This is a genomic window from Streptomyces sp. NPDC001068 (assembly GCF_042897315.1).
Taxonomy (GTDB): domain Bacteria; phylum Actinomycetota; class Actinomycetes; order Streptomycetales; family Streptomycetaceae; genus Streptomyces.
The window spans coordinates 726,972-745,402 of record NZ_JBIAYD010000002.1 but is presented as its reverse complement, the minus strand read 5'-3'; the positions used below and the strand labels follow the sequence as shown (position 1 = coordinate 745,402).

14 protein-coding genes are annotated in these 18,431 nt (G+C 73.1%); 8 read left to right on the top strand and 6 right to left on the bottom strand.

Annotation, left to right across the window (positions count from 1 at the left end; translation table 11 throughout):
• Nucleotides 1–398: 398 nt before the first annotated feature.
• From ACFY3I_RS08395 to ACFY3I_RS08385, 3 genes are all read right to left on the bottom strand, one after another.
• Nucleotides 399–1,322 carry a MurR/RpiR family transcriptional regulator gene (locus ACFY3I_RS08395; RefSeq protein ID WP_365289588.1) on the bottom strand — a complete coding sequence of 308 codons (924 nt, stop codon included), beginning with the start codon at nt 1,320–1,322 and terminating at the stop codon, nt 399–401.
• Between the two features lie 192 nt (nt 1,323–1,514).
• Nucleotides 1,515–3,194 (bottom strand): glycosyltransferase family 39 protein, encoded by a 1,680-nt coding sequence (locus ACFY3I_RS08390; RefSeq protein ID WP_390859932.1) that lies wholly within the window; start codon nt 3,192–3,194, stop codon nt 1,515–1,517.
• Nucleotides 3,195–3,449: 255 nt separating this feature from the next.
• Nucleotides 3,450–4,355 (bottom strand): N-acetylglucosamine kinase, encoded by a 906-nt coding sequence (locus ACFY3I_RS08385; RefSeq protein WP_390859931.1) that lies wholly within the window; start codon nt 4,353–4,355, stop codon nt 3,450–3,452.
• Nucleotides 4,356–4,676: 321 nt separating this feature from the next.
• Between ACFY3I_RS08385 and ACFY3I_RS08380 the strand changes: the two genes are divergently transcribed.
• The 6 genes from ACFY3I_RS08380 (at nt 4,677) to ACFY3I_RS08355 (ending at nt 12,939) form a co-directional block, all read left to right on the top strand.
• A complete protein-coding gene (locus ACFY3I_RS08380; RefSeq protein WP_390859930.1) occupies nt 4,677–5,810 on the top strand; it encodes an ROK family transcriptional regulator in 1,134 nt (377 codons plus the stop codon).
• 275 nt (nt 5,811–6,085) lie between these two features.
• Nucleotides 6,086–7,414, top strand: coding sequence for an ABC transporter substrate-binding protein (locus tag ACFY3I_RS08375; protein WP_390859929.1), 1,329 nt, complete (start codon nt 6,086–6,088; stop codon nt 7,412–7,414).
• 121 nt (nt 7,415–7,535) lie between these two features.
• Nucleotides 7,536–8,447 (top strand): carbohydrate ABC transporter permease, encoded by a 912-nt coding sequence (locus tag ACFY3I_RS08370; RefSeq protein ID WP_390859928.1) that lies wholly within the window; start codon nt 7,536–7,538, stop codon nt 8,445–8,447.
• Entirely contained in the window at nt 8,444–9,346 is a 903-nt protein-coding gene (locus ACFY3I_RS08365) for a carbohydrate ABC transporter permease (protein ID WP_365289594.1), read from the top strand. The genes ACFY3I_RS08370 and ACFY3I_RS08365 overlap by 4 nt, the downstream gene beginning before the upstream one ends.
• Nucleotides 9,347–9,348: 2 nt before the next feature.
• Nucleotides 9,349–11,112, top strand: a complete 1,764-nt coding sequence (locus tag ACFY3I_RS08360) for a hypothetical protein (RefSeq protein WP_390859927.1) — start codon at nt 9,349–9,351, stop codon at nt 11,110–11,112.
• Between the two features lie 9 nt (nt 11,113–11,121).
• Nucleotides 11,122–12,939, top strand: a complete 1,818-nt coding sequence (locus ACFY3I_RS08355; protein WP_390859926.1) for a hypothetical protein — start codon at nt 11,122–11,124, stop codon at nt 12,937–12,939.
• 172 nt (nt 12,940–13,111) lie between these two features.
• Here ACFY3I_RS08355 and ACFY3I_RS08350 read toward each other — a convergent pair whose 3' ends face one another.
• Nucleotides 13,112–13,753 (bottom strand): nucleoside/nucleotide kinase family protein, encoded by a 642-nt coding sequence (locus tag ACFY3I_RS08350; RefSeq protein WP_390859925.1) that lies wholly within the window; start codon nt 13,751–13,753, stop codon nt 13,112–13,114.
• 76 nt (nt 13,754–13,829) lie between these two features.
• On the opposite strand from ACFY3I_RS08350, the gene ACFY3I_RS08345 reads away from it, so the two are divergent.
• The gene (locus ACFY3I_RS08345; RefSeq protein ID WP_390859924.1) at nt 13,830–14,564 is read left to right on the top strand and encodes a beta-phosphoglucomutase family hydrolase; all 735 of its coding nucleotides are present in this window, start codon (nt 13,830–13,832) and stop codon (nt 14,562–14,564) included.
• On the top strand, nt 14,561–16,906 hold the full coding sequence (locus tag ACFY3I_RS08340) for a glycoside hydrolase family 65 protein (RefSeq protein WP_390859923.1): 2,346 nt from the start codon (nt 14,561–14,563) through the stop codon (nt 16,904–16,906). Before ACFY3I_RS08345 ends, ACFY3I_RS08340 begins: the two co-directional genes overlap by 4 nt.
• Nucleotides 16,907–17,025: 119 nt before the next feature.
• Here ACFY3I_RS08340 and ACFY3I_RS08335 read toward each other — a convergent pair whose 3' ends face one another.
• Together ACFY3I_RS08335 and ACFY3I_RS08330 are read right to left on the bottom strand one after the other, a co-directional pair.
• Nucleotides 17,026–17,919 (bottom strand): M56 family metallopeptidase, encoded by an 894-nt coding sequence (locus ACFY3I_RS08335; protein WP_390859922.1) that lies wholly within the window; start codon nt 17,917–17,919, stop codon nt 17,026–17,028.
• A complete protein-coding gene (locus ACFY3I_RS08330; RefSeq protein ID WP_390859921.1) occupies nt 17,916–18,299 on the bottom strand; it encodes a BlaI/MecI/CopY family transcriptional regulator in 384 nt (127 codons plus the stop codon). Before ACFY3I_RS08330 ends, ACFY3I_RS08335 begins: the two co-directional genes overlap by 4 nt.
• Between the last annotated feature and the right edge of the window lie 132 nt (nt 18,300–18,431).

Sequence of the window (18,431 nt, the reverse complement as noted above, 5' to 3'; positions counted from 1 at the left end):
GATGGCCGGAGCCGCCGCGGGCGAATCGCGCAGGCGATGCCCGTTCGGACTTTCCCGGCGCCGACGCGGGTAGGAGACGGCGGCAGGGGCTGTCCGTGCAGGGACCCCGGCCGCGGGCCGCCGGCACTGCGGTGGGAGCTGCGTGCGCATGGGCGGTCCGTCGGCTTTCTCGGGGCGGGTGCGAGCGGTGCGTCCTCGGTTGCGGAACATGTCCCGGAGGGTGCCGGGGCGGTCCGTGAGCAGTATTTATATATGCCGAGTGGTTTGCAAGACGTATGAAAACATTCATGCGCGAATTGCGGTGAATGATCCCCTACGGATTTCCGCGGCACCTGGGGGAGCGGAGGGGAGCGAAGGGAAGGACGGAGGCGGGGAACGGGGCGGCGAGCGCGCCGGGGTCAGTCCCTCAGGAAGAACTGGTGCTGCTCGGCGACGTGTTCGTACTCCTCCAGGCGCGCCTGGGTGCGCTCGGGGTCGGCGTCGGTCATCGCCTGGAGCAGGGCGGCCGCCATCAGACCGGGCGCCGCGTAGGTGTCGAAGACCAGGCGGGAGCCGATGCCGGTGCTGAAGGTGACGTCGGCCTCGTCGGCCAGCGCGCCGAGCGCCAGGTCGGTCACCAGGGCGACCCGCAGACCCGCGGTGCGGGCCACCTGGATCGCGGTCAGCGTCTCCTGCGCGTGCCGGGGCATCCCGAAGGCCAGCACCCAGGTGCCGCCCGCCTCCCGCGACTGCAAGAGCGCGTCGTAGGCCACGCTGCCGCCCCGGGTCACCAGCCGTACGTCGGGGTGGATACGCCGGGCGGCGTAGGCGAAGTACTCCGCCAGCGAGACGGAGATGCGCAGACCGAGCACGGTCAGCGGGGAGGACCGGGAGAGCTCGCGGCCGATCCAGATCACCCGGTCCGGGTCGGCGAAGTCCCGGCGGAGGTTCTCCAGGTTCTCGATCTCGGCGTCCACGGCCGCCTGGAGTTCGTTGCTGCGGTGCTCGGTGGCGGCGCCGGTGCCGCCCGCCAGGGTGCGCAGCGCGATCGACTGGAGCCGCTCGCGCAGCGCGGGGTAGCCGCTGAAGCCGACCGCGCCCGCGAACCGGGTCACCGAGGGCTGACTCACCCCGACCCGCTCGGCGAGGTCGGTGATCGACAGGAAGGCGGCCTCCGTGATGTGGTCGATCAGGTACTGCGCGATGCGCCGCTGCCCGGGGGAGAGCCGGGGGCCGTCGAAGAGTTCGCGGAGCTGGGAGGTGGGTGCGGCCTCCGCCTCCGGCACCGTCTTGCCCGAGGTGATCGCGGACGCCTGGGCGCGAGCCTGCTGCGGCGATGGCACCGAAGCGCCTCCTTTGTCTCCCACGAGAACTCAACATAGCTCACGGACCGTGGTGACCAGGGATTGTGCCGACCGCCCGCCGCGACGGCCGCCCGGCAGCCCGCCCGACCGGCCCCGCGACCTCCCGGCCGCCCGCCGGCGTCGGCGGCCGGAAGGCCACAACGGGGCGGGCGGACGCCCGGGTTCCGGCGGTCAGCGCCGGTAGACGGTGATGGAATGCCCGACGTCGTCCACGGCCCGGCTGCTGTCGATCAGCGCGGCCAGCGGGCCCCTTGCCTTGGCCACCGACGAGTCCGAGACGACCAGCAGCCCGTGCACCTCACCGGGCGGGACCGTACGGGGATCGGTGGCGTGGATGCCGTAGTACGCGGGGATGCCACTGCCCTTGTAGACCAGCCAGACCCGCTCGCCCGGGTAGCGCTCGCGCAGCCGGTCGGCGAGCCGGCCGAGGTCCTGGCCCCAGTCCACGTTGGAGTCGTGCAGCCGCAGACGCGTCTCCGCGGGACCGCCGAACGCCTCGTTGGAGTACGGCAGATAGAAGGGGAAGGTGCGCAGCGAACTGACCGCGACGAACAGCAGCAGCGCCCCGCCCACCGGCCGCGACCACCGCCACCGCACCGCCAGTACCGCGGCCCCGCCCACCGCCAGGAACATCGGCATGAACAGCGCGTACCGCGTCCCGAAGTCCCGTGACCCGGTCATCGCCGAGGCCAGCAGCACGGCGGGCGGCACCAGCACGAACGGCGCGGCCGGCCGCAGCCGCCGTACGGCCACCACCGCGACCGCGCCGGCCGCCCACAGCACCAGCATGCCCAGCGGGGTCTTCACCAGCAGCGCGGCGGGCAGGTAGTACCAGCGGGAACCGCTGTAGAGGTGCCCGAACAGATAGCCCTGCCAGGGATAGTCCTCCAGGCCGAACTGCAGCCGCATGCCGTCCCGGTAGGCGTGCGGGAACGGCATCAGATCCACCAGCAGGCCCCGCGGACCGTGGATCGCCGGGACCGGCACCGCGGACGCCTGGCGCAACCGGGGGTCGACGGCCAGATACGACAGCCACACCACGGCGACCGCGGTCACCGTGACCACCGCGGCGGCCGTCAGCGCGCGCCGCACCCGGCGCCGGCCCCACACCGAGAGCACCGCCAGCGCGGGCAGCAGCGCCAGGGCCGGCAGCACGCTCATCTTGGTCGCCACCGCCGCGCCCAACGCGGCCCCGGCGAGGGGCAGATACAGCCGGGGGCGGTGCCGGGCCCGCCACAGCAGCCACACGGAGGTCAGCACGAACCCGGCCGACGGCACGTCCAGGGTGGCCAGCGAGCCGTGCGCGATCAGATCGGGGGAGAAGCAGTACAGGGCCAGTGCGAGCAGCCCGGCGGCTATACCGAGCACCTCGCGGGCGAAGGCGAAGGCGACCAGGGCGAACAGCAGCGTCAGCACGATCACCGGCAGCCGGGCCCAGAGCATCAGCCGCCAGGGGTCGTTGCCCGACGCGTACAGCAGATGCCGGCCCACCTGGCCCTGATCGCCCGGGTACGACGGGTCGTAGTGCGGGTCGGCGGCCGCGATCCCGCCCATGACGATCAGCTTGCCGAGCGGCGGGTGCTCGGGGTTGTACCGCAGCCGGTGCTCGTGCAGGTAGTCGGTGGCCGCGGCCACGTACACCGGCTCGTCGATGGTGGGCGTCTGCTGGACGGCGGCGGTGACCATGGCGGCCGCCATCTGGGCGAGCAGCAGCACCACCAGGACCGGCACCAGCCATCGGCGCCGGGCGCGTAGGGCGGCGGTGAGCCGGACCGCGGGGGCCGGGCGCGGGGCGGGCGCGGGATCGGCCAGGTCGCCGGGATCGAGCACGTGCTGTTCGCTTGCCATCATCCGCCCCGCGGGGACACCGGGCCCGCGGTGTCGGGAACGATCGGGAGCAGGATCATGGGCCCCACTGTCGTATCGCTCCCGCCGCCGGGTGCGTCACCGCTGCACGAGTCGTACCGGCAGACCGTCTGCCGTGTACACGGGTACGGCCCGCGGCCTGCCGGAGTTCAGCCCGACGCGGTCGAACCGTCCGCGGGGTCTTGTGCGGGGTGGCCGGCGGCCCGGGGCGGGTGAGCGCACGGGTCACGGCCGGGTCGCTCACAGGAGCGAACGCGCCAGCGCCACCGCCCCGTCGACCGGTGGGTCGCGCAACGGGCGTGGCCGGGCATCCGGCAGGGCCGCCGCGAGGGCGGTGGCGAAGGCGTCGTACAGGCGCGGCTGGGAGAGGATCGTGCCGCCCGCCACCACCACGTCGTCCACGGCGAGACCACGGGCGGCGAGCCGGGCCACGAGACCGGCCAGCGCGCGGCCGCCGTCGGCCACCACCTCCGCGGCCAGGACGGAGCCCGCGTCGGCCGCGGCGAAGACCACCGGCGCGTGCCGGCCCCAGTCGGCCGAGACGTCGGAGACTCCCTCCAGCGCGGCGCCGAGCGCGGGTACCTCGGCCACCTCGAAGGCGGCGGTCAGCGCGGTCGCCAGCGCGTCGGGTGGCTCGCCGCGGTCGTGTGCGGCCCACAGGGCGCGGGCGGCCTCGCGGACGAGGCCGGCGGCCCCGCCCTCGTCGCCGAGGACCGCGCCCCAGCCGCCGACCTGGACGGGACGGCCGTCGGCGAGCCGTCCGACCGCCACCGAGCCGGTGCCGGCGACCAGGCCGACGCCCTCGGTGAGGCCGGCGGCCGGGACGAGGAGTTCGGCGTCGCCCACGACCCGCACGGGCGCGCGGAGTCGGGCGTGCAGCGCGGCGGCGATCCCGGCGCACTGGCGGGGGGTCTCGCAGGCGTGCCCGCCGACGGCGAGCGCGGCGGGCCGGGCGCCGGCCGGCAGGGTCTCGTGGACCAGCGCGGTCAGCCAGCGGGCGGCGGCTTCCGGATCGTGCGGCCGCCAGCCGCTGCTCGAACGGACGTGATCGGCGACCGTGCTCGCGCCAATGAGCGCGCGCAGACGGGTCTTGGTGCCTCCCACGTCGATGCCGATCACGAGGGGGGAAGGAGGGGCGTCCTGCACGGATCCTCTTTCGTCGTCCGGGCGAAGAGCGCCGCAGAGCCCGGCACTGTGCCGCGACGGCGGGCGAACCGTGCCTGGCCGAACGGGAGTCGGGAGATTCGGGAAGCCCCGGGACGGGCTTCTTGCGGAGCACGGCAGGCGAGTACCGTGTACTTCGTTAGGAAGTTAACTAACGAAGTACAGTGCGTCAAGAGTCGTCACGCGGTCGATCGACGGAGCACCGCCGCAGAGCGGGACCGTGTGACGCGAGGGCATCGCATCGCCGCGTCCCGCCACCCGGGGAGCGCGGCCCCGACCCCCGGGGGAACCGTGGAACACGCCGTGACTGAAACCCCCCGCCTCACCGAGAGCGCCGCCGCGGTGTTCGCCGTGCTGGCCCAGGCCGGCAGCGCCACCCGGCCACAGCTCGCGAGCCTCGCGGGCCTGTCCAAACCGACGGTGTCCGCCGCCGTAGCGGAACTGGAGGGCGCGCGGCTGGCGGCCTGCTCCGGCACCGCGTCCAGCGGCACCGGCCGCTCCGCCGCCGTCTACGGGCTCGGACCCGCCTCCGGAACCGTCCTCGCCGTCGACCTCGGCCCGGCCCGCACCCGGGTGCGGGGCTGTGCCCTGGACGGCACCCTGCTCGCCGAGGCGGCCACCCCGCGGGAGCGGGCCGCCGACGCGGTCCGCGAGGCGCTGGCCGCACTGCCGGCCGGCGCCCCGCTGCGGGCGATCGTGGTCGCCGTCGGCGACGTCACCGCGCCGGACCTGGCGGGCACCGGGATGCGCCCGGCCACCGCCAAGGCCGGCCCGGTCTTCGACGCGGTGTCCGTCGCGCTGCCGCCGGGCGTCCCCGTGCACCTGGAGAACAACGTCAACTGCGCCGCCCTCGCCGAACTCCACGAGGGCGCGGCCCGGGGACGCCACACCTTCGGCTACCTGCGGATCGGAGTGGGCATCGGTCTCGGCATCGTCATCGGCGGCCGGGTGGTGCGCGGGGCGAACGGGGCGGCCGGCGAGCTGGCCCGGCTGCCGTACCCCTGGGACGACGACCGGGCGCCCCGCCAGGAGGCCCTGGAGGCCTACGTCGGGTCGCAGGCCCTGATGCGCCGCGCCGCCGGGGCCTGGCAGGCCGGAGACGGACCGCGCCCGCGTACCGTCGAAGGGCTCTTCGCCCTGGCCGCCGAGGGCCGGGAACCCGCCCGCGGGCTGGTCGCCCGGCACGCCGCCGACGTGGGCCGGCTGGCCGCCGCGGTGACCGCCGTACTGGATCCGGGGCTCCTCGTCCTGGGCGGCAGCACGGGCGCGGACCCGCAGCTCCTGCCCGGGGTGCGGGCCGAGCTGGGCCGCCTGAGCTGGCCCACCGAGGTGGTCAGCAGCCAGATCGGGGATCTCGGCACCGTGGCGGGCGCGGCCCGGCTCGCGGTGGCCAAGGGAGTCCAAAACGTGACCGAAGGCGCGCAGACGAAGGATTGACGGCTTCCGAGTCGGTCTGCCAATGTCCGGACAAGCGCTTTCTAAGCCGGCCGGGACGCCGGCTTGGGGCGAGCCTCCCAGCCCGTACGCGACGTACGGCGACCGCACGAGGGCGTGCCCGTGCGGTGACGGCCAGGACGGCCGGGGATCTCGCCCCGCGCGGACTGTGCGGCCGGGCGAGGCCGCGCCCCCCGGAAAGCGACTTCCCCTGCAAAGAGCACCCGTGCCGCCTCGGTCGGCGCCGTGCCCCGTCCCTCGACGAAATGGGATCGAAGATGACCACTGTGGGTGTGCGGCGCTCTCGCCGACTCGGCCGCGGCGGTATGCGCCGCCTGGTTCCCCTCGCTGCCGCCGCCACGGCGGGCGCCCTGCTGCTCTCCGCCTGCGGCTCGGGCTCCGGCTCGGGCGGGAACGCCAAGTCGCTGACGTTCTGGATCTCCACCGTGCCGGGCCAGGACGCGGGCTGGAAGAAGCTGGTGGCGCAGTACAAGAAGGAGACTGGCGTCGACGTCAAGCTCGTCAACATCCCCTACGACGGCTACCCCACGAAGCTGCACAACGCCGCGCAGGCCAACTCCCTGCCGGACGTCGCCGACGTGCCCGCCCTCGACCCGATCTGGTCGAACAAGCTGATCGACCTCAGCTCCGTCGCCGGCGACAAGAGCTACCGCATCAACCCGAACTTCCTCGCCAAGGACTCGTCCGGGAAGGTGCTGTCCATCCCCTCGGACGTCACCGCGTCCGGCCTGTTCATCAACAAGTCCCTGTTCGAGAAGGCCGGGGTCTCCTTCCCCGCCTCGCCCTCCGGGACCTGGACCTGGACCGAGTTCGTCGCCGCGGCGGACAAGGTCCGCGAGAAGACCGGCGCCAAGTACTCCCTGACCTTCGACCAGTCGCCGTCCCGGCTGCGCGCCATGGTGTACGAGATGGGCGGGCAGTACGTCCACGCCGACGACTCGGGCACCTTCTCGGTGGACGACGCGACCAGGAAGGCCGTGAAGTACTTCGTCGGGCTCAACGACGACAAGGTCATGCCGAAGTCGGTGTGGACCAGCGGCGCCGACCCGTCGGCCATGTTCCAGAGCGGTGACGTGGTCGCCTACTGGTCCGGCGTGTGGCAGGTCGCCGCCTTCGCCGACAGCATCAAGAAGTTCGAGTGGGCGAGCGTGCCGACCCCGGCCCAGCCGGTGCAGGCCAGCGACGTCAACAGCGGCGGCATGATGGTGGGCTTCGACAACAACGGCGCCGCGGCGACCGCCGCGAAGAAGTTCGTGTCCTGGGTGTACGACCCGAAGCAGTACACCGAGCTGGTCGAGACCTCCGGGTTCCTGCCCGTCGAGAGCGGTCTGAGCCCGAAGTACCCCTTCACCTCCGACGCGGCCCAGGCGGCGTTCAAGCTGTACAACGAGGAGATCCCGCTCTACGCCCCGATCTCCGGCTACTTCAACACCGCGCAGACCAACTGGGTGCTGAAGGGCAAGAGCCTCACCGAGGACCCGACCAAGACGGAGCTCGGCAAGGCGATCAACGGCCAGCAGTCGGCCGACAAGGCCCTGGAGAACATCGTGGCCGGCTACAACCAGCAGGTCGGCGGCGCGTCGTAGGCCCCGGTGCCCGGCGGTGGCGGGCCCGACCCGCCGCCGCCCGGCCCCCGGACACCCTCGTGACGCCCGGCTCACGGCGTCGGCCCACAGCAACCCCTTCCCACAGCACGGAGTCAGGAAGATGACAAAAAGCGCCTCGGACGCGTCCGGGAGCCCGCCCGGGCGACGCGGCACCCACACCCTCGCGCCCCTCGTCCTCGTCGCGGCCAACGTGGTGCTCTTCGCGCTGTTCTTCGTCTGGCCGGCGGTGATCGGGCTCGTCTACTCCTTCACGGACTACACGGGTGTGGGGGCGTTCCGGTTCGTCGGACTGGACAACTACACGAACCTGTTCGGGGACTCCACCTTCTACGACGCGCTGTTGCGGACGCTGCTGTACACCGTGCTCGTCGTCCCGCTGAACTTCGTGCTCTCGCTCCTCGTCGCCAACCTCGTGGTGAGCAGGCGGGCCAAGGGCGCCTCGATCGCCCGCGTCGTCTTCTTCGTCCCGTGGCTCATCTCGCCCATCGTCGTCGGCGTCCTGTGGCGCTGGCTGTTCGGCGAGAACTTCGGACTGGTCAACTACGTCGTCGAGAAGCTCGGCGGGCACGCGATCGCCTGGCAGTCGAACGCGGACCTGTCGCTGGGCGTGGTGGTGATGGCGGGCGCCTGGTGGGGGACCGCCTTCTCGATGCTGCTGTTCATCGCGGCGATCAAGAACGTGCCCACCTCGTACTACGAGGCGGCCTCGCTCGACGGCGCCGGTCCCTGGCGGCAGTTCGTCAGCATCACCCTGCCGAGCATCGCGCCGACCTCGTTCATCGTCGTCCTTCTCAACACCATCAACGCGATGAAGGAATACCCGCTGTTCGTCTCCCTCAACAACGGCGGACCGGGCACCTCGAACAACCTGCTCGTCCAGTACATCTACCAGACCGGATTCAACCGGGGCCAGATCGGCTACGCGAGCGCCGCGTCGTTCGTGCTCATGCTCATCCTGATGGCCGTCGCGATCGTCCAGCTGGTCGCCAACCGGCGGATGGAGAACCGATGACCACCACAGACACCCCGCGTCCGGCCGACGCCGGTTCCGTGCGCGCACCCTCCGGGAAGCGGCCCCGCGGCGGGGGACGCGCCGGGCTGCGGGGCGCGGTGTCCGCGACGACCCTGCTGTGGGTGCTGGCGGCCCTCTACGGGCTGCCGGTGCTGTGGTTCGTCCTCAGCTCCTTCAAACCGGCCGGAGACCTGTTCTCCCTTCCGCTCACGGTGCTTCCGCACCACCCCACCCTGTCGGGATACCAGGCGGCCTGGGACAGCGCCAACTTCTCCCGGTACTTCGTCAACACGGCCCTCGTGTGCGTGATCACGACGATCCTCACGGTGGGCGTCAGCTGCTGCACCGGGTACGCGCTGGCCAAGTACGACAACAGGTGGCTGAAGTTCTTCTTCCTGTGCATCCTGGCCACCACGATGCTGCCGTCCGAGGTCATGCTCGCCCCGGAGTTCCTGGTCGTCCGCGACCTCGGCCTCTACAACACCTTCGGCGGCATCATCCTGCCGGCCGTGCTCACCGCGACCGGATGCTTCATGTTCCGCCAGTTCTTCCTCACCGTCCCCGACGAACTCGTCGAGGCCGCCCGCATCGACGGCGCGCGGGAGCTGTCGATCTTCCTGCGGATCATGGTGCCGATCTCCCGGCCCATCATGCTGACGCTCGCGATCCTCTCGTTCCAGTGGCGGTGGAACGACTACATCTGGCCGCTGCTGATGCTCAACGACCCCGACAAGTTCACCGTGCAGATCGGCATCCAGAGCCTCGTCGGGGCGCAGAACATCAACTGGTCGGTGCTGCTCGGCGGATCGGTGATCTCCATGATCCCGCTGATCCTCGTCTTCCTGGTGTTCCAGCGGTACGTCATGAACGCCGACATCAACGCCGGACTGAAGGACTGACCGTGCCCACCCCGCTGGACCACGAGTTCGTCGGCGCGGTGGCGGCCGCCGCCGACCGGCTCGCCGCCCCGCTGACGGCCGACCCCGAGGAGCGACCCGTCGGCGTGCCCCACCGCACCCTGGCACGCCGGGTGAAGACGCTGGTCGCGGCGTACCGTTCCCCCGAGTCGGCCCTGCACGGCAGCGGCCGGGCCGTCGCGGCCGCGACGGCCCACGTCGGCGCCCTGTGGGCCGCGCAGACCGCCACCGGCCTCTTCGACGGCGGCGACAACGTCCAGTCACCGCCGGACTCCGCGTTCACCGTCAACGACGTGTGCGACGCGTACGTCCTGGCCGCGGCCGCCGGACCGGAGCTGCGCGGGGTCGCCGCCGCCCTCGCCGAGATCGCCGGCGCGGCCGCCGCGAGCCTGCGGACCGGCGGGGTGCACACACCGAACCACCGCTGGGAGCTGTGTGCGGCGCTGGCCCGGCTGCACCGGTCTTTCCCGGACGACCGATTGGCCGACCGCATCGGGCAGTGGCTCGCCGAGGGCGTCGACATCGACGCGGACGGGCTGTACTCGGAGCGCAGCGCCGTCTACGCGTCCCACGTCTCCAACCCGTCGCTGCTGCTGCTGGCCGACGTCCTCGACCGCGCCGACCTGCGGGACGCCGTCGAACGCAACCTCACCGCCACCCTCGACCTCATCAGACCGGACGGCACGGTGGAGACCGTCCACTCGCGCCGCCAGGACCAGGACCACCCGTTCCCGCTCGCGCCCTACCTGCCGCACTACCGGCTGTTCGCGATCCGCACCGGACGGGGCGACTTCGGCCGGGCGGCCCGGTGGGCGGCGGCCGGCGGCGTCGACGACCCCACCCTGCTCGCCGAGACACTCCTCACCCCCGACCTGCGCCGTCCGCTGCCCGCACCGGCGCCGGAACCCCTGCCCCGCGACCGGTACCTCACCTCGTCCCGCCTGGCCTCACGCGCCTCAGCCACCGCGCACAGCGTCCTGTACGGCGGCTCGGACGTGCCCGGGCACCGGCGGATCCGCTCGGGGCTCGCCCGCAACCCCACCTTCCTGCGGCTGTTCGCCGGCGACGCCGTCCTCGACTCGGTCCGGCTCTCCCGCGGTTTCTTCGACCTGGGCCCGTTCCGCGCCGCCGACATGCGACGACTGTCCGGCAACCGCTACCGGCTCACCGAGACCGTCACGGCCGCCTACTACCAGCCGCTGCCTCCGGACAGGCGCCGGGACGACGGCGCCTACCGCATCGAGGACGAGGGACGTTTCTCGGCCGCGATGGCCTTCCCGGACCGGCCCCGCGACGAGGTCTCCCACACGACCGGCGTCGAAGCGGACCTGCGGGAGGACGGCGTCGACCTGCGGATCGACATCGGCGGACCACGGGTGCCCTGGGCCCTCGAACTGGCCTTCCGGCCGGGAGGACTGCTCACGGGCGCCGTCCCCCTCGGCGCCGGACGCTGGTGTCTGACGGCCGGACCCATGACCTACCGGGCAGGTGACGACGAGATCCGGGTCGAGGCCGCCGTCGAGGCCGGCGAGCCGCTCGCCGGGCCGGACCGCGGTGACGTACTGCGGTACGACCCCGGGCAGGACCACACCCTGGCGGGCGGCACCGACGCGACGACCGGGAACCGCGTCCTCCTCGGCGGACACGGCCCGCACACACTGACCCTCTCCGTCCGGGCCCGTCGCGGCCCGCACCCGCCCCCCGCCCCCGACGACCCACCCATGACCACCTCCGGCACGAAGGGCTGACCTCCTCCGATGCATCTCCCGCGCCAGCTCGGCCCGTTGCACGACCTGCCGGCCACCCCCGAGGCGTACGACGCCGTCCTCGCCGGCGTCGTAGAACAGGCCCTGGCCCGCCTCACCCCCGAGGGCGGTCTCGAACACCCCGACGCCGACGACGACATCGGCGACACCTCTCTCGGCGTCACGTCCCTGCTGGCCCTGGCCTGGCAGCGCGGCAAGGACGCCCGGCTGCCCGAGGCGGTGCGCCGCAGCCTCGCCTTCCACCTCCGCGAGCGGGTGTACACCGAGGACAACCCCGGCTACCCGAACCTCACCGTCCGCGACTCCGGCCTCCCGTACGCCCGTTACGTCCTGGCGCCGGGCGCGCACCCCGTCGGGGACTGGCCCAGCACGGTGTGGGCCCTGCTCCAGGCGGTCGACGTCCTCGACCTCGCCGAGGGTCTCGTCGCCGACGAACAGCGCGCGGAACTCCTCGCGTTGAGCCGCGGCTACTGGCGCTGGCTCACCGAGGCCACCTTCTTCAACCCGCAGGAGGCCGGCAACCAGGCCATCGGGTGCGTGGTCGGCGGCCTCATGCTGGCACGGCACCTGCCACCCGGGGAGGACGAGCCGGTCCGTGAGCGGGCACTGGCCCTGTACCGGGACCGGATCCGCGCCCACCGCGTCCTGGACCGCGGCGCCCTGCTGCCCCCCGAGCACGGCGGCGCCTACGACAACAACTACGGCCCGATCTCCCTGTCCTTCCTCGCCCAGGCGCACCGGATCAGCGGCGAGGCGATGTTCGCCGAGGACGGCGACGCGCTCGCCCGCTACCTCGACGCCCGCCTGCCGAACGGCGGCTTCGACAACGGCGGCCCCCGCTACAGCGAACAGCACTCCGGCTTCGAGGCCGTCCTCGGTCTGCGCTACTTCGGTGACCGGATCGGCTCCGACCTCGGCCGCTACCGGGGCGACACCCACTGGGGCCGGCACGCGGTCAGGGCGGACGGCGGCGTCGACGGGCACTTCGCCTGGATGCTGGTCTGGCAGATCCAGGACACCACCCCCTGGCACCGCACCCCCTCGACCGCCCCGGCCCGCCACCAACTGCGCGCGGGATCCGTGTCGGTGGCCTTCGACCACCGCATGACCCCGTCCCTCGTCGAGGCGGGCGGCACCTACCACCTGCCGGCCGCGGTCGACCGGCAGCACGGCTTCGGCCCGGTCCTGGACGGGTTCCTGTACTGCCGGCCGATGGGCGAGGTCCGGGTCCGGGACCTGCACGCGGACGGCCTGACCGCCAAGCTCGTGGGCAAGCCGGTGGTGGGCCGTGACCACGTCCTGCGCCACGTGCGCTCCCTGTACGTCACGGACGGCACCCGGCTGTGGGTGACGGTGGCCGTGGAGCGGTTCGACGGGACGCCGTACCTGCTGGCCGGGCTGCCGTACGCGGCGGACGACGGCGACCGGGTGCGGCGGGTCGCCGAGGGCCAGGTCGCCGCGGCGGGCGCGCTGCGCCTCACCCACCCCGCACGGCAGGGCCCCGACCACTTCGACGCGCGCGACGAACTCACCCAGGAGCAGGCGGCGTTCGCGCTCGCCGCCGACCCTCGCGGCTATGGCGACCCGGACGAGGGCTGGCGCCACCTGGTCAGCTCCACGGCCTACGAGGCGGAACCGGCGCCGGGCGCGCCGGAGCACCTGCACGTGTTCGCCGTACGGTACGGGCCCGGCGGGGCGTTCACGCCGTCGTTCGACGGTGATCTGACCGTGCGGACCGAGGCGTTCACGGCCGTCGTCGGGCCGCAGGACGCGCACGGTGTTCCTGGTCTGGCGCTCACCGGCCGCTGAGCGGACCGTTGCGTGTGCGGTGCGGTTCTGTGCGTCCCGCTATGGGCCGTTGTCCGGGTGCCGCGCCGTTGTGGCTTGTCGCCCAGTTCCTCCCCCAGCCTTCGGCCGGGGGTACCCCCAGCGCCCCTTCGGGGGCGCCTCTTCAGGGCGCTTCTCTGGGTGCCGGTGACGTTCAGGTCAGGACGGTCCGGGGGACCAGCAGGTCCGCTCGGTCGCGGGTCGCCGCGACCAGGTCGGCGTTGCGTTGGTCGGTGCCCGCCACCCAGGCCACCGCCTCCTCGTGTCCCTTGCCGAACTCCTCGTGCCGGGCGACCAGTCGCCGGATCCGCTCGGTCTCCTCGATCTCGCAGAACCACACCTCGTCCAGGGCCGGTCGCACGCGCGCCCAGGGTCCGTCCGGCAGCAGCAGGTAGTTGCCCTCCGTCACCACCAGGCGGGCCGTCGGCTGCACCGGGACCGCGCCCGCCAACGGCTGTTCGAGGACTCGTTCGAAGCCGGGCGCGTACACCACCTCACCGGTGTCCTCGCGCAGCCGCCGGAGCAGGGCCGCGTACCCGCCCGCGTCGAAGGTGGCGGGCGCGCCCTTGCGGTCGCGCAGGCCCAGCCGGTCCAGTTCGGCGTCGGCCAGGTGGAAGCCGTCCATGGGCACCTGCGCCGCCCACGGCTCACCGGCGCCGTTGAGTTCGCGCACCAGCCGTTCGGCGAGCGTGGACTTGCCGGCGCCGGGGCCGCCCGCGATGCCCAGGATCGCGCGCGGACCGCGTCCGGTGAGTGAACGGGCCCGGTCCAGGAGGTCGTCGAAAGTCAGCGGCACGCAAAAAGTGTGACATCGGGCCGGGATGTGGTGTGTACCACCCCCTGGAAGCCGTCCGGTGGGGAAGATGCCGGACATGACAGCACTCGGACTGCCCGACACCATCCAGGCCTGTCTCTTCGACCTCGACGGGGTCGTCACCAAGACGGCCGTCGTGCACGCGGCGGCCTGGAAGGAGACCTTCGACGACTTCCTGCGCGGCCAGGAGGGCCAGCGGCCCTTCGACAAGGTCGCCGACTACGACGAGTACGTCGACGGACGTCCGCGCGCCGACGGGGTCCGCGCCTTCCTGGAGTCCCGGAACATCCACCTGCCCGAGGGCACCCCGGACGACCCGCCGGACGCGGCCACCGTGCACGGCCTCGGCAACCGCAAGAACGAACTGCTCCTGGAGAAGATCCGCACCGACGGCGTCGAGGCCTACGACGGCACCCTGCGCTACCTGGAGGCGGTCCGCGCCCAGGGCCTGCGCACCGCGATCGTCTCCTCCAGCGCCAACTGCCGTGACGTGCTCCGCTCGATCGGCGCCGAGCACTTCTTCGACGTCCGCATCGACGGGGTGGTGGCCGCCGAACGGCACCTGCCCGGCAAGCCGCACCCCGACACCTTCCTGGCCGCCGCCCACGACCTCGGCGTCGAGCCCGCCCACGCCGCTGTCTTCGAGGACGCCCTCGCCGGCATGGACGCGGGTCGCGCCGGCAGCTTCGGGTACGTCGTGGGTGTGGACCGCGTCGGGCAGACGGACGCCCTGTACGCACACGGCGCGGACACCGTCGTCAAGGACCTCGCCGAACTGGGAGGCAAGGAGTGATCACCCAACGGGCCTACGCCGTGGAGCCCTGGACGGTCCGCGAGACCGCCCTCAACCTGGACGTGCTCGCGCAGAGCGAGTCGGTGTTCGCGCTGTCCAACGGGCACGTCGGCTGGCGCGGCAACCTCGACGAGGGCGAGCCGCACGGGCTGCCCGGCAGCTACCTCAACGGCGTGCACGAGGTGCACCCGCTGCCGTACGCCGAGGCCGGCTACGGCTACCCGGAGTCCGGACAGACCGTCATCAACGTCACCAACGGCAAGATTCTGCGGCTGCTCGTCGACGACGAGCCCTTCGACCTGCGCTACGGCCGCCTCGTCGCCCACGAACGGGTCCTGGACCTGCGCCGGGGCGTCCTGGAGCGGACCTGCGAGTGGACCTCCCCGGCCGGGTCCACCGTACGGGTGCGCTCGACCCGCCTGGTGTCGCTGACCCAGCGGGCGGTCGCCGCCGTCGCCTACGAGGTGGAGGCGGTCGACCGGCGCTGCCGGATCGTGGTCCAGTCCGAGCTGGTCGCCAACGAGCAGCTGCCCGGGGCGAACGGCGACCCGCGCGCCGCGGTGGCGCTCCAGTCGCCGCTGGCGCAGGAGGACGGCTTCGCCGCCGGACGCCGGCTGCGGCTGGTGCACCGGACCAAACGCAGCGGCCTGCGGGTCGCGGTCGCCGCCGATCACACGGTCGCCGGTCCCGGGGGGACCACCACGGACGCCGAGAGCGGCACCGACGTGGCCCGGCTGACCGTCACCTCCGTGCTGGAGCCGGGGGAGCGGCTGCGGGTGGAGAAGTTCGTCGCCCACGGCTGGTCCGGGGTGCGCTCGCTGCCCGCCATGGCCGACCAGGTGGACGCGGCCCTGGCCGCCGCCGCGCACGAGGGCTGGCAGGGGCTCGCCGACGAACAGCGCGGCTACCTGGACGACTACTGGTCCCGTGCCGACGTGGAGGTCGACGGCGACGAGGAGGTCCAGCAGGCCGTCCGCTTCGCCCTCTTCCACGTCCTCCAGGCCGGGGCCCGCGCCGAACAGCGCGCGATACCCGCCAAGGGCCTGACCGGCTCCGGATACGACGGTCACGCCTTCTGGGACACCGAGATGTTCGTGCTGCCCGTCCTCACCCACACCGCGCCCCAGGCCGTCGCGGAGGCGCTGCGCTGGCGCCACAACACCCTGCCGGCCGCGCGCGAACGCGCCACCCAGCTCGGTCTGGACGGGGCCGCGTTCCCCTGGCGGACCATCGCCGGTTCGGAGGGCTCGGCGTACTGGCCGGCCGGCACCGCAGCCTTCCACGTCAACGCGGACGTCGCCGACGCGGTGGTCCGCTACGTCGCGGCCACCGGCGACAGCGACTTCGAACGGGACACCGGCGTCGAACTCCTCGTGGAGACCGCCCGGTTGTGGCGCTCGCTCGGCCACCACGACAGCCGCGGCGCCTTCCACATCGACGGCGTCACCGGCCCCGACGAGTACAGCGCGGTCGCCGACGACAACACCTACACGAACCTGATGGCCCGGGCGAACCTGCTGGCGGCCGCCGACGCCGTCGAGCGCCACCCCCGGCAGGCCGCGCGGCTCGGCGTCGACGCGGAGGAGAGCGCGGCCTGGCGGGACGCCGCCGACTCCGTGCACGTCCCCTACAACCACGAACTCGGCGTCCACGAGCAGCACGCCGGATTCACCCGCTACCAGCGGTGGGACTTCGCGAACACCACCCCCGAGCAGTACCCCCTGCTGCTGAACTTCCCCTACTTCGACCTCTACCGCAAACAGGTCGTCAAACAGGCCGACCTGGTGCTGGCGATGTACACCTGCGGGGCGTACTTCGACGAGGAGCACATCGCCCGCAACTTCGCCTACTACGAACCGCTGACGGTGCGCGACTCCTCCCTGTCCGCCTGCTGCCAGGCCGTCGTCGCCGCCCAGGCGGGCCATCTGACGCTGGCCCACGCCTACACGGCCGAGGCCGCGCTGATGGACCTGGACGACCTGGAGCACAACACCCGCGACGGACTGCACATCGCCTCCCTGGCCGGTACCTGGATGGCGCTGGTGGCCGGCTTCGGCGGCATGCGCCACTACGACGACGGGGCCCGGTTCGCGCCCCGGCTGCCGGAGCGGCTGCGCCGTCTCTCCTTCAACCTGCAGCTGCGGGGGAGCCGGCTGCGGGTGGAGATCGGGGCGGACAAGGCGACCTACACCCTCCTGGACGGCCCGCCGCTCACCGTCCACCACCACGGCGAGCCGGTGACGGTGGACGCGGACAGCCCGGCGGTACGGGCGGTGCCGCCACTCCGTCCGGGACCGGCCCCGCAGCAACCCCCGCACCGGGCACCGACGCGACCGGCGTGAGTCATTTGGGGGCGCGGGGAACGGCGCGACAAGCCACGATGGTGGCGCGGACGAACGCTGTCGTGTGCCGGCCGGTGGGGGCTCGTCGCGCAGTTCCCCGCGCCCCCAGGAGGGGGCGTTCAGCCGAGCGTGTTGGAAAGGAGCCCTACCAGGTCGCTCGTCGCGTCCGCCGCGAACAGGGCCGCCACCCCGCCCAGCGCGAGCACCCCCGCCGCGGCCGGCCACCGGGACGGCAGCGGGGCGCTCTGGAGCGCGGCGACCCGGCGGGTCACCGCGCGGTCCGTGAAGCCGAGGGCGTGGGACCGGCGGGCCCGGCCCGTGCTGAGGGCGGCGCGGGCGAGCGCCCTGGCCGTGGTCACCCGGTCCCCGACCTCGGTCGCCGCCTGCTCGTCCGCCCACCTCTCCACCAGGAAGGTCACGGCCGACCTGACCGGGCCGAGCAGGGGGTTGGCGGCCGCGGCAAGGGTCGCGGCGGTCACCAGACGGCCGTGCCGGTACCTCAGATGGGCCCTCTCGTGGGCCAGCAGCACCCGCCGCTCCGCCGGTGCCAGCGCGCCCAGCATCGCCGAGGTGACCAGGATCCGGCCCGGCCGGCCCGGGATCGCGAACGCCTTCGGCACCTCGCAGGCGGCCACCACCAGTTCGGTGTCGCCCGGATGCCCCGCGCACAGCCGCCGCAGGGCCCGCCGGGTCCGGCGCTCGGCACGGACCGCCCGTCGCACCCGCCGCACCACCACGGCCAGGGCGAGGCAGGCGCCGAGGCCGATCACCCCGGGTACCGGGGCGGTCAGCGGGTGGCCGTCCTCGCGGGCCTCCCGGATCACCGGCGGGGCGAAGCCCAGCAGGGCGGTGGCCAGCAGTACCAGGGACCAGGTGGTCGCGACGGCGGTCAGCACCGCCGCGCAGGTCAGTACGCGGGCCGCCGGGGCCGGCGCGACCCGGCGGCCGATCACCGCGCTGACCTGCGGCAGCAACAGGGCCACCAGCAGCGGGGTGTAGACGTCGAACCTCATGCGCCGCCTCCGGCGAACAGACTGCGCAGCGCGCGCTCCTCCTCCGCGCTCAGTCCGGACACGAACTGCTGGAGGGCGGCGATCGGGTCGGGGCCCCGGTCCAGGGCCTCGTGCATGGCCTCGGCGGTCAGCTCGGCGGCGTTCTTCGCGGGCCGGTAGGCGCCGCGCCGTCCGTCGGCGTCCCGCAGGACCAGCCCTTTGTCGTACAGCCGTTTGAGGATGGTGTGGACCGTGTTGTAGGCGAGGCCGCCGCCGATCTCGGACTGGATCTCGGCCGGGGTCAGCGGGCGTTCGGTGGCCCACAGCGCCGCCAGTACTTCGCTCTCCAGCTCTCCGGCGCTGCGCCGCTCCGTCCTGCCGCGGGACCCTGTGCCAGCCATGTCGCAACCTTACAGCGCGTAGTGCCCACGATCGGATGGGCGTACCCGCGCTGCCTCCGCCCCTATCTCTCGTTAGTTTGTCAGTGTTTGTCCCTGAAGCCCAAGAACGGTCCTGCGAGCTCGAGGGGAACA

Coding starts and splice junctions, on each gene's coding strand:
- ACFY3I_RS08345 (WP_390859924.1), top strand. CDS start 13,830: ATGACAGCACTCGGACTGCCCGACACCATCCAGGCCTGTCTCTTCGAC.
- ACFY3I_RS08390 (WP_390859932.1), bottom strand. CDS start 3,194: ATGATGGCAAGCGAACAGCACGTGCTCGATCCCGGCGACCTGGCCGAT.
- ACFY3I_RS08355 (WP_390859926.1), top strand. CDS start 11,122: ATGCATCTCCCGCGCCAGCTCGGCCCGTTGCACGACCTGCCGGCCACC.
- ACFY3I_RS08330 (WP_390859921.1), bottom strand. CDS start 18,299: ATGGCTGGCACAGGGTCCCGCGGCAGGACGGAGCGGCGCAGCGCCGGA.
- ACFY3I_RS08375 (WP_390859929.1), top strand. CDS start 6,086: ATGACCACTGTGGGTGTGCGGCGCTCTCGCCGACTCGGCCGCGGCGGT.
- ACFY3I_RS08365 (WP_365289594.1), top strand. CDS start 8,444: ATGACCACCACAGACACCCCGCGTCCGGCCGACGCCGGTTCCGTGCGC.
- ACFY3I_RS08370 (WP_390859928.1), top strand. CDS start 7,536: ATGACAAAAAGCGCCTCGGACGCGTCCGGGAGCCCGCCCGGGCGACGC.
- ACFY3I_RS08335 (WP_390859922.1), bottom strand. CDS start 17,919: ATGAGGTTCGACGTCTACACCCCGCTGCTGGTGGCCCTGTTGCTGCCG.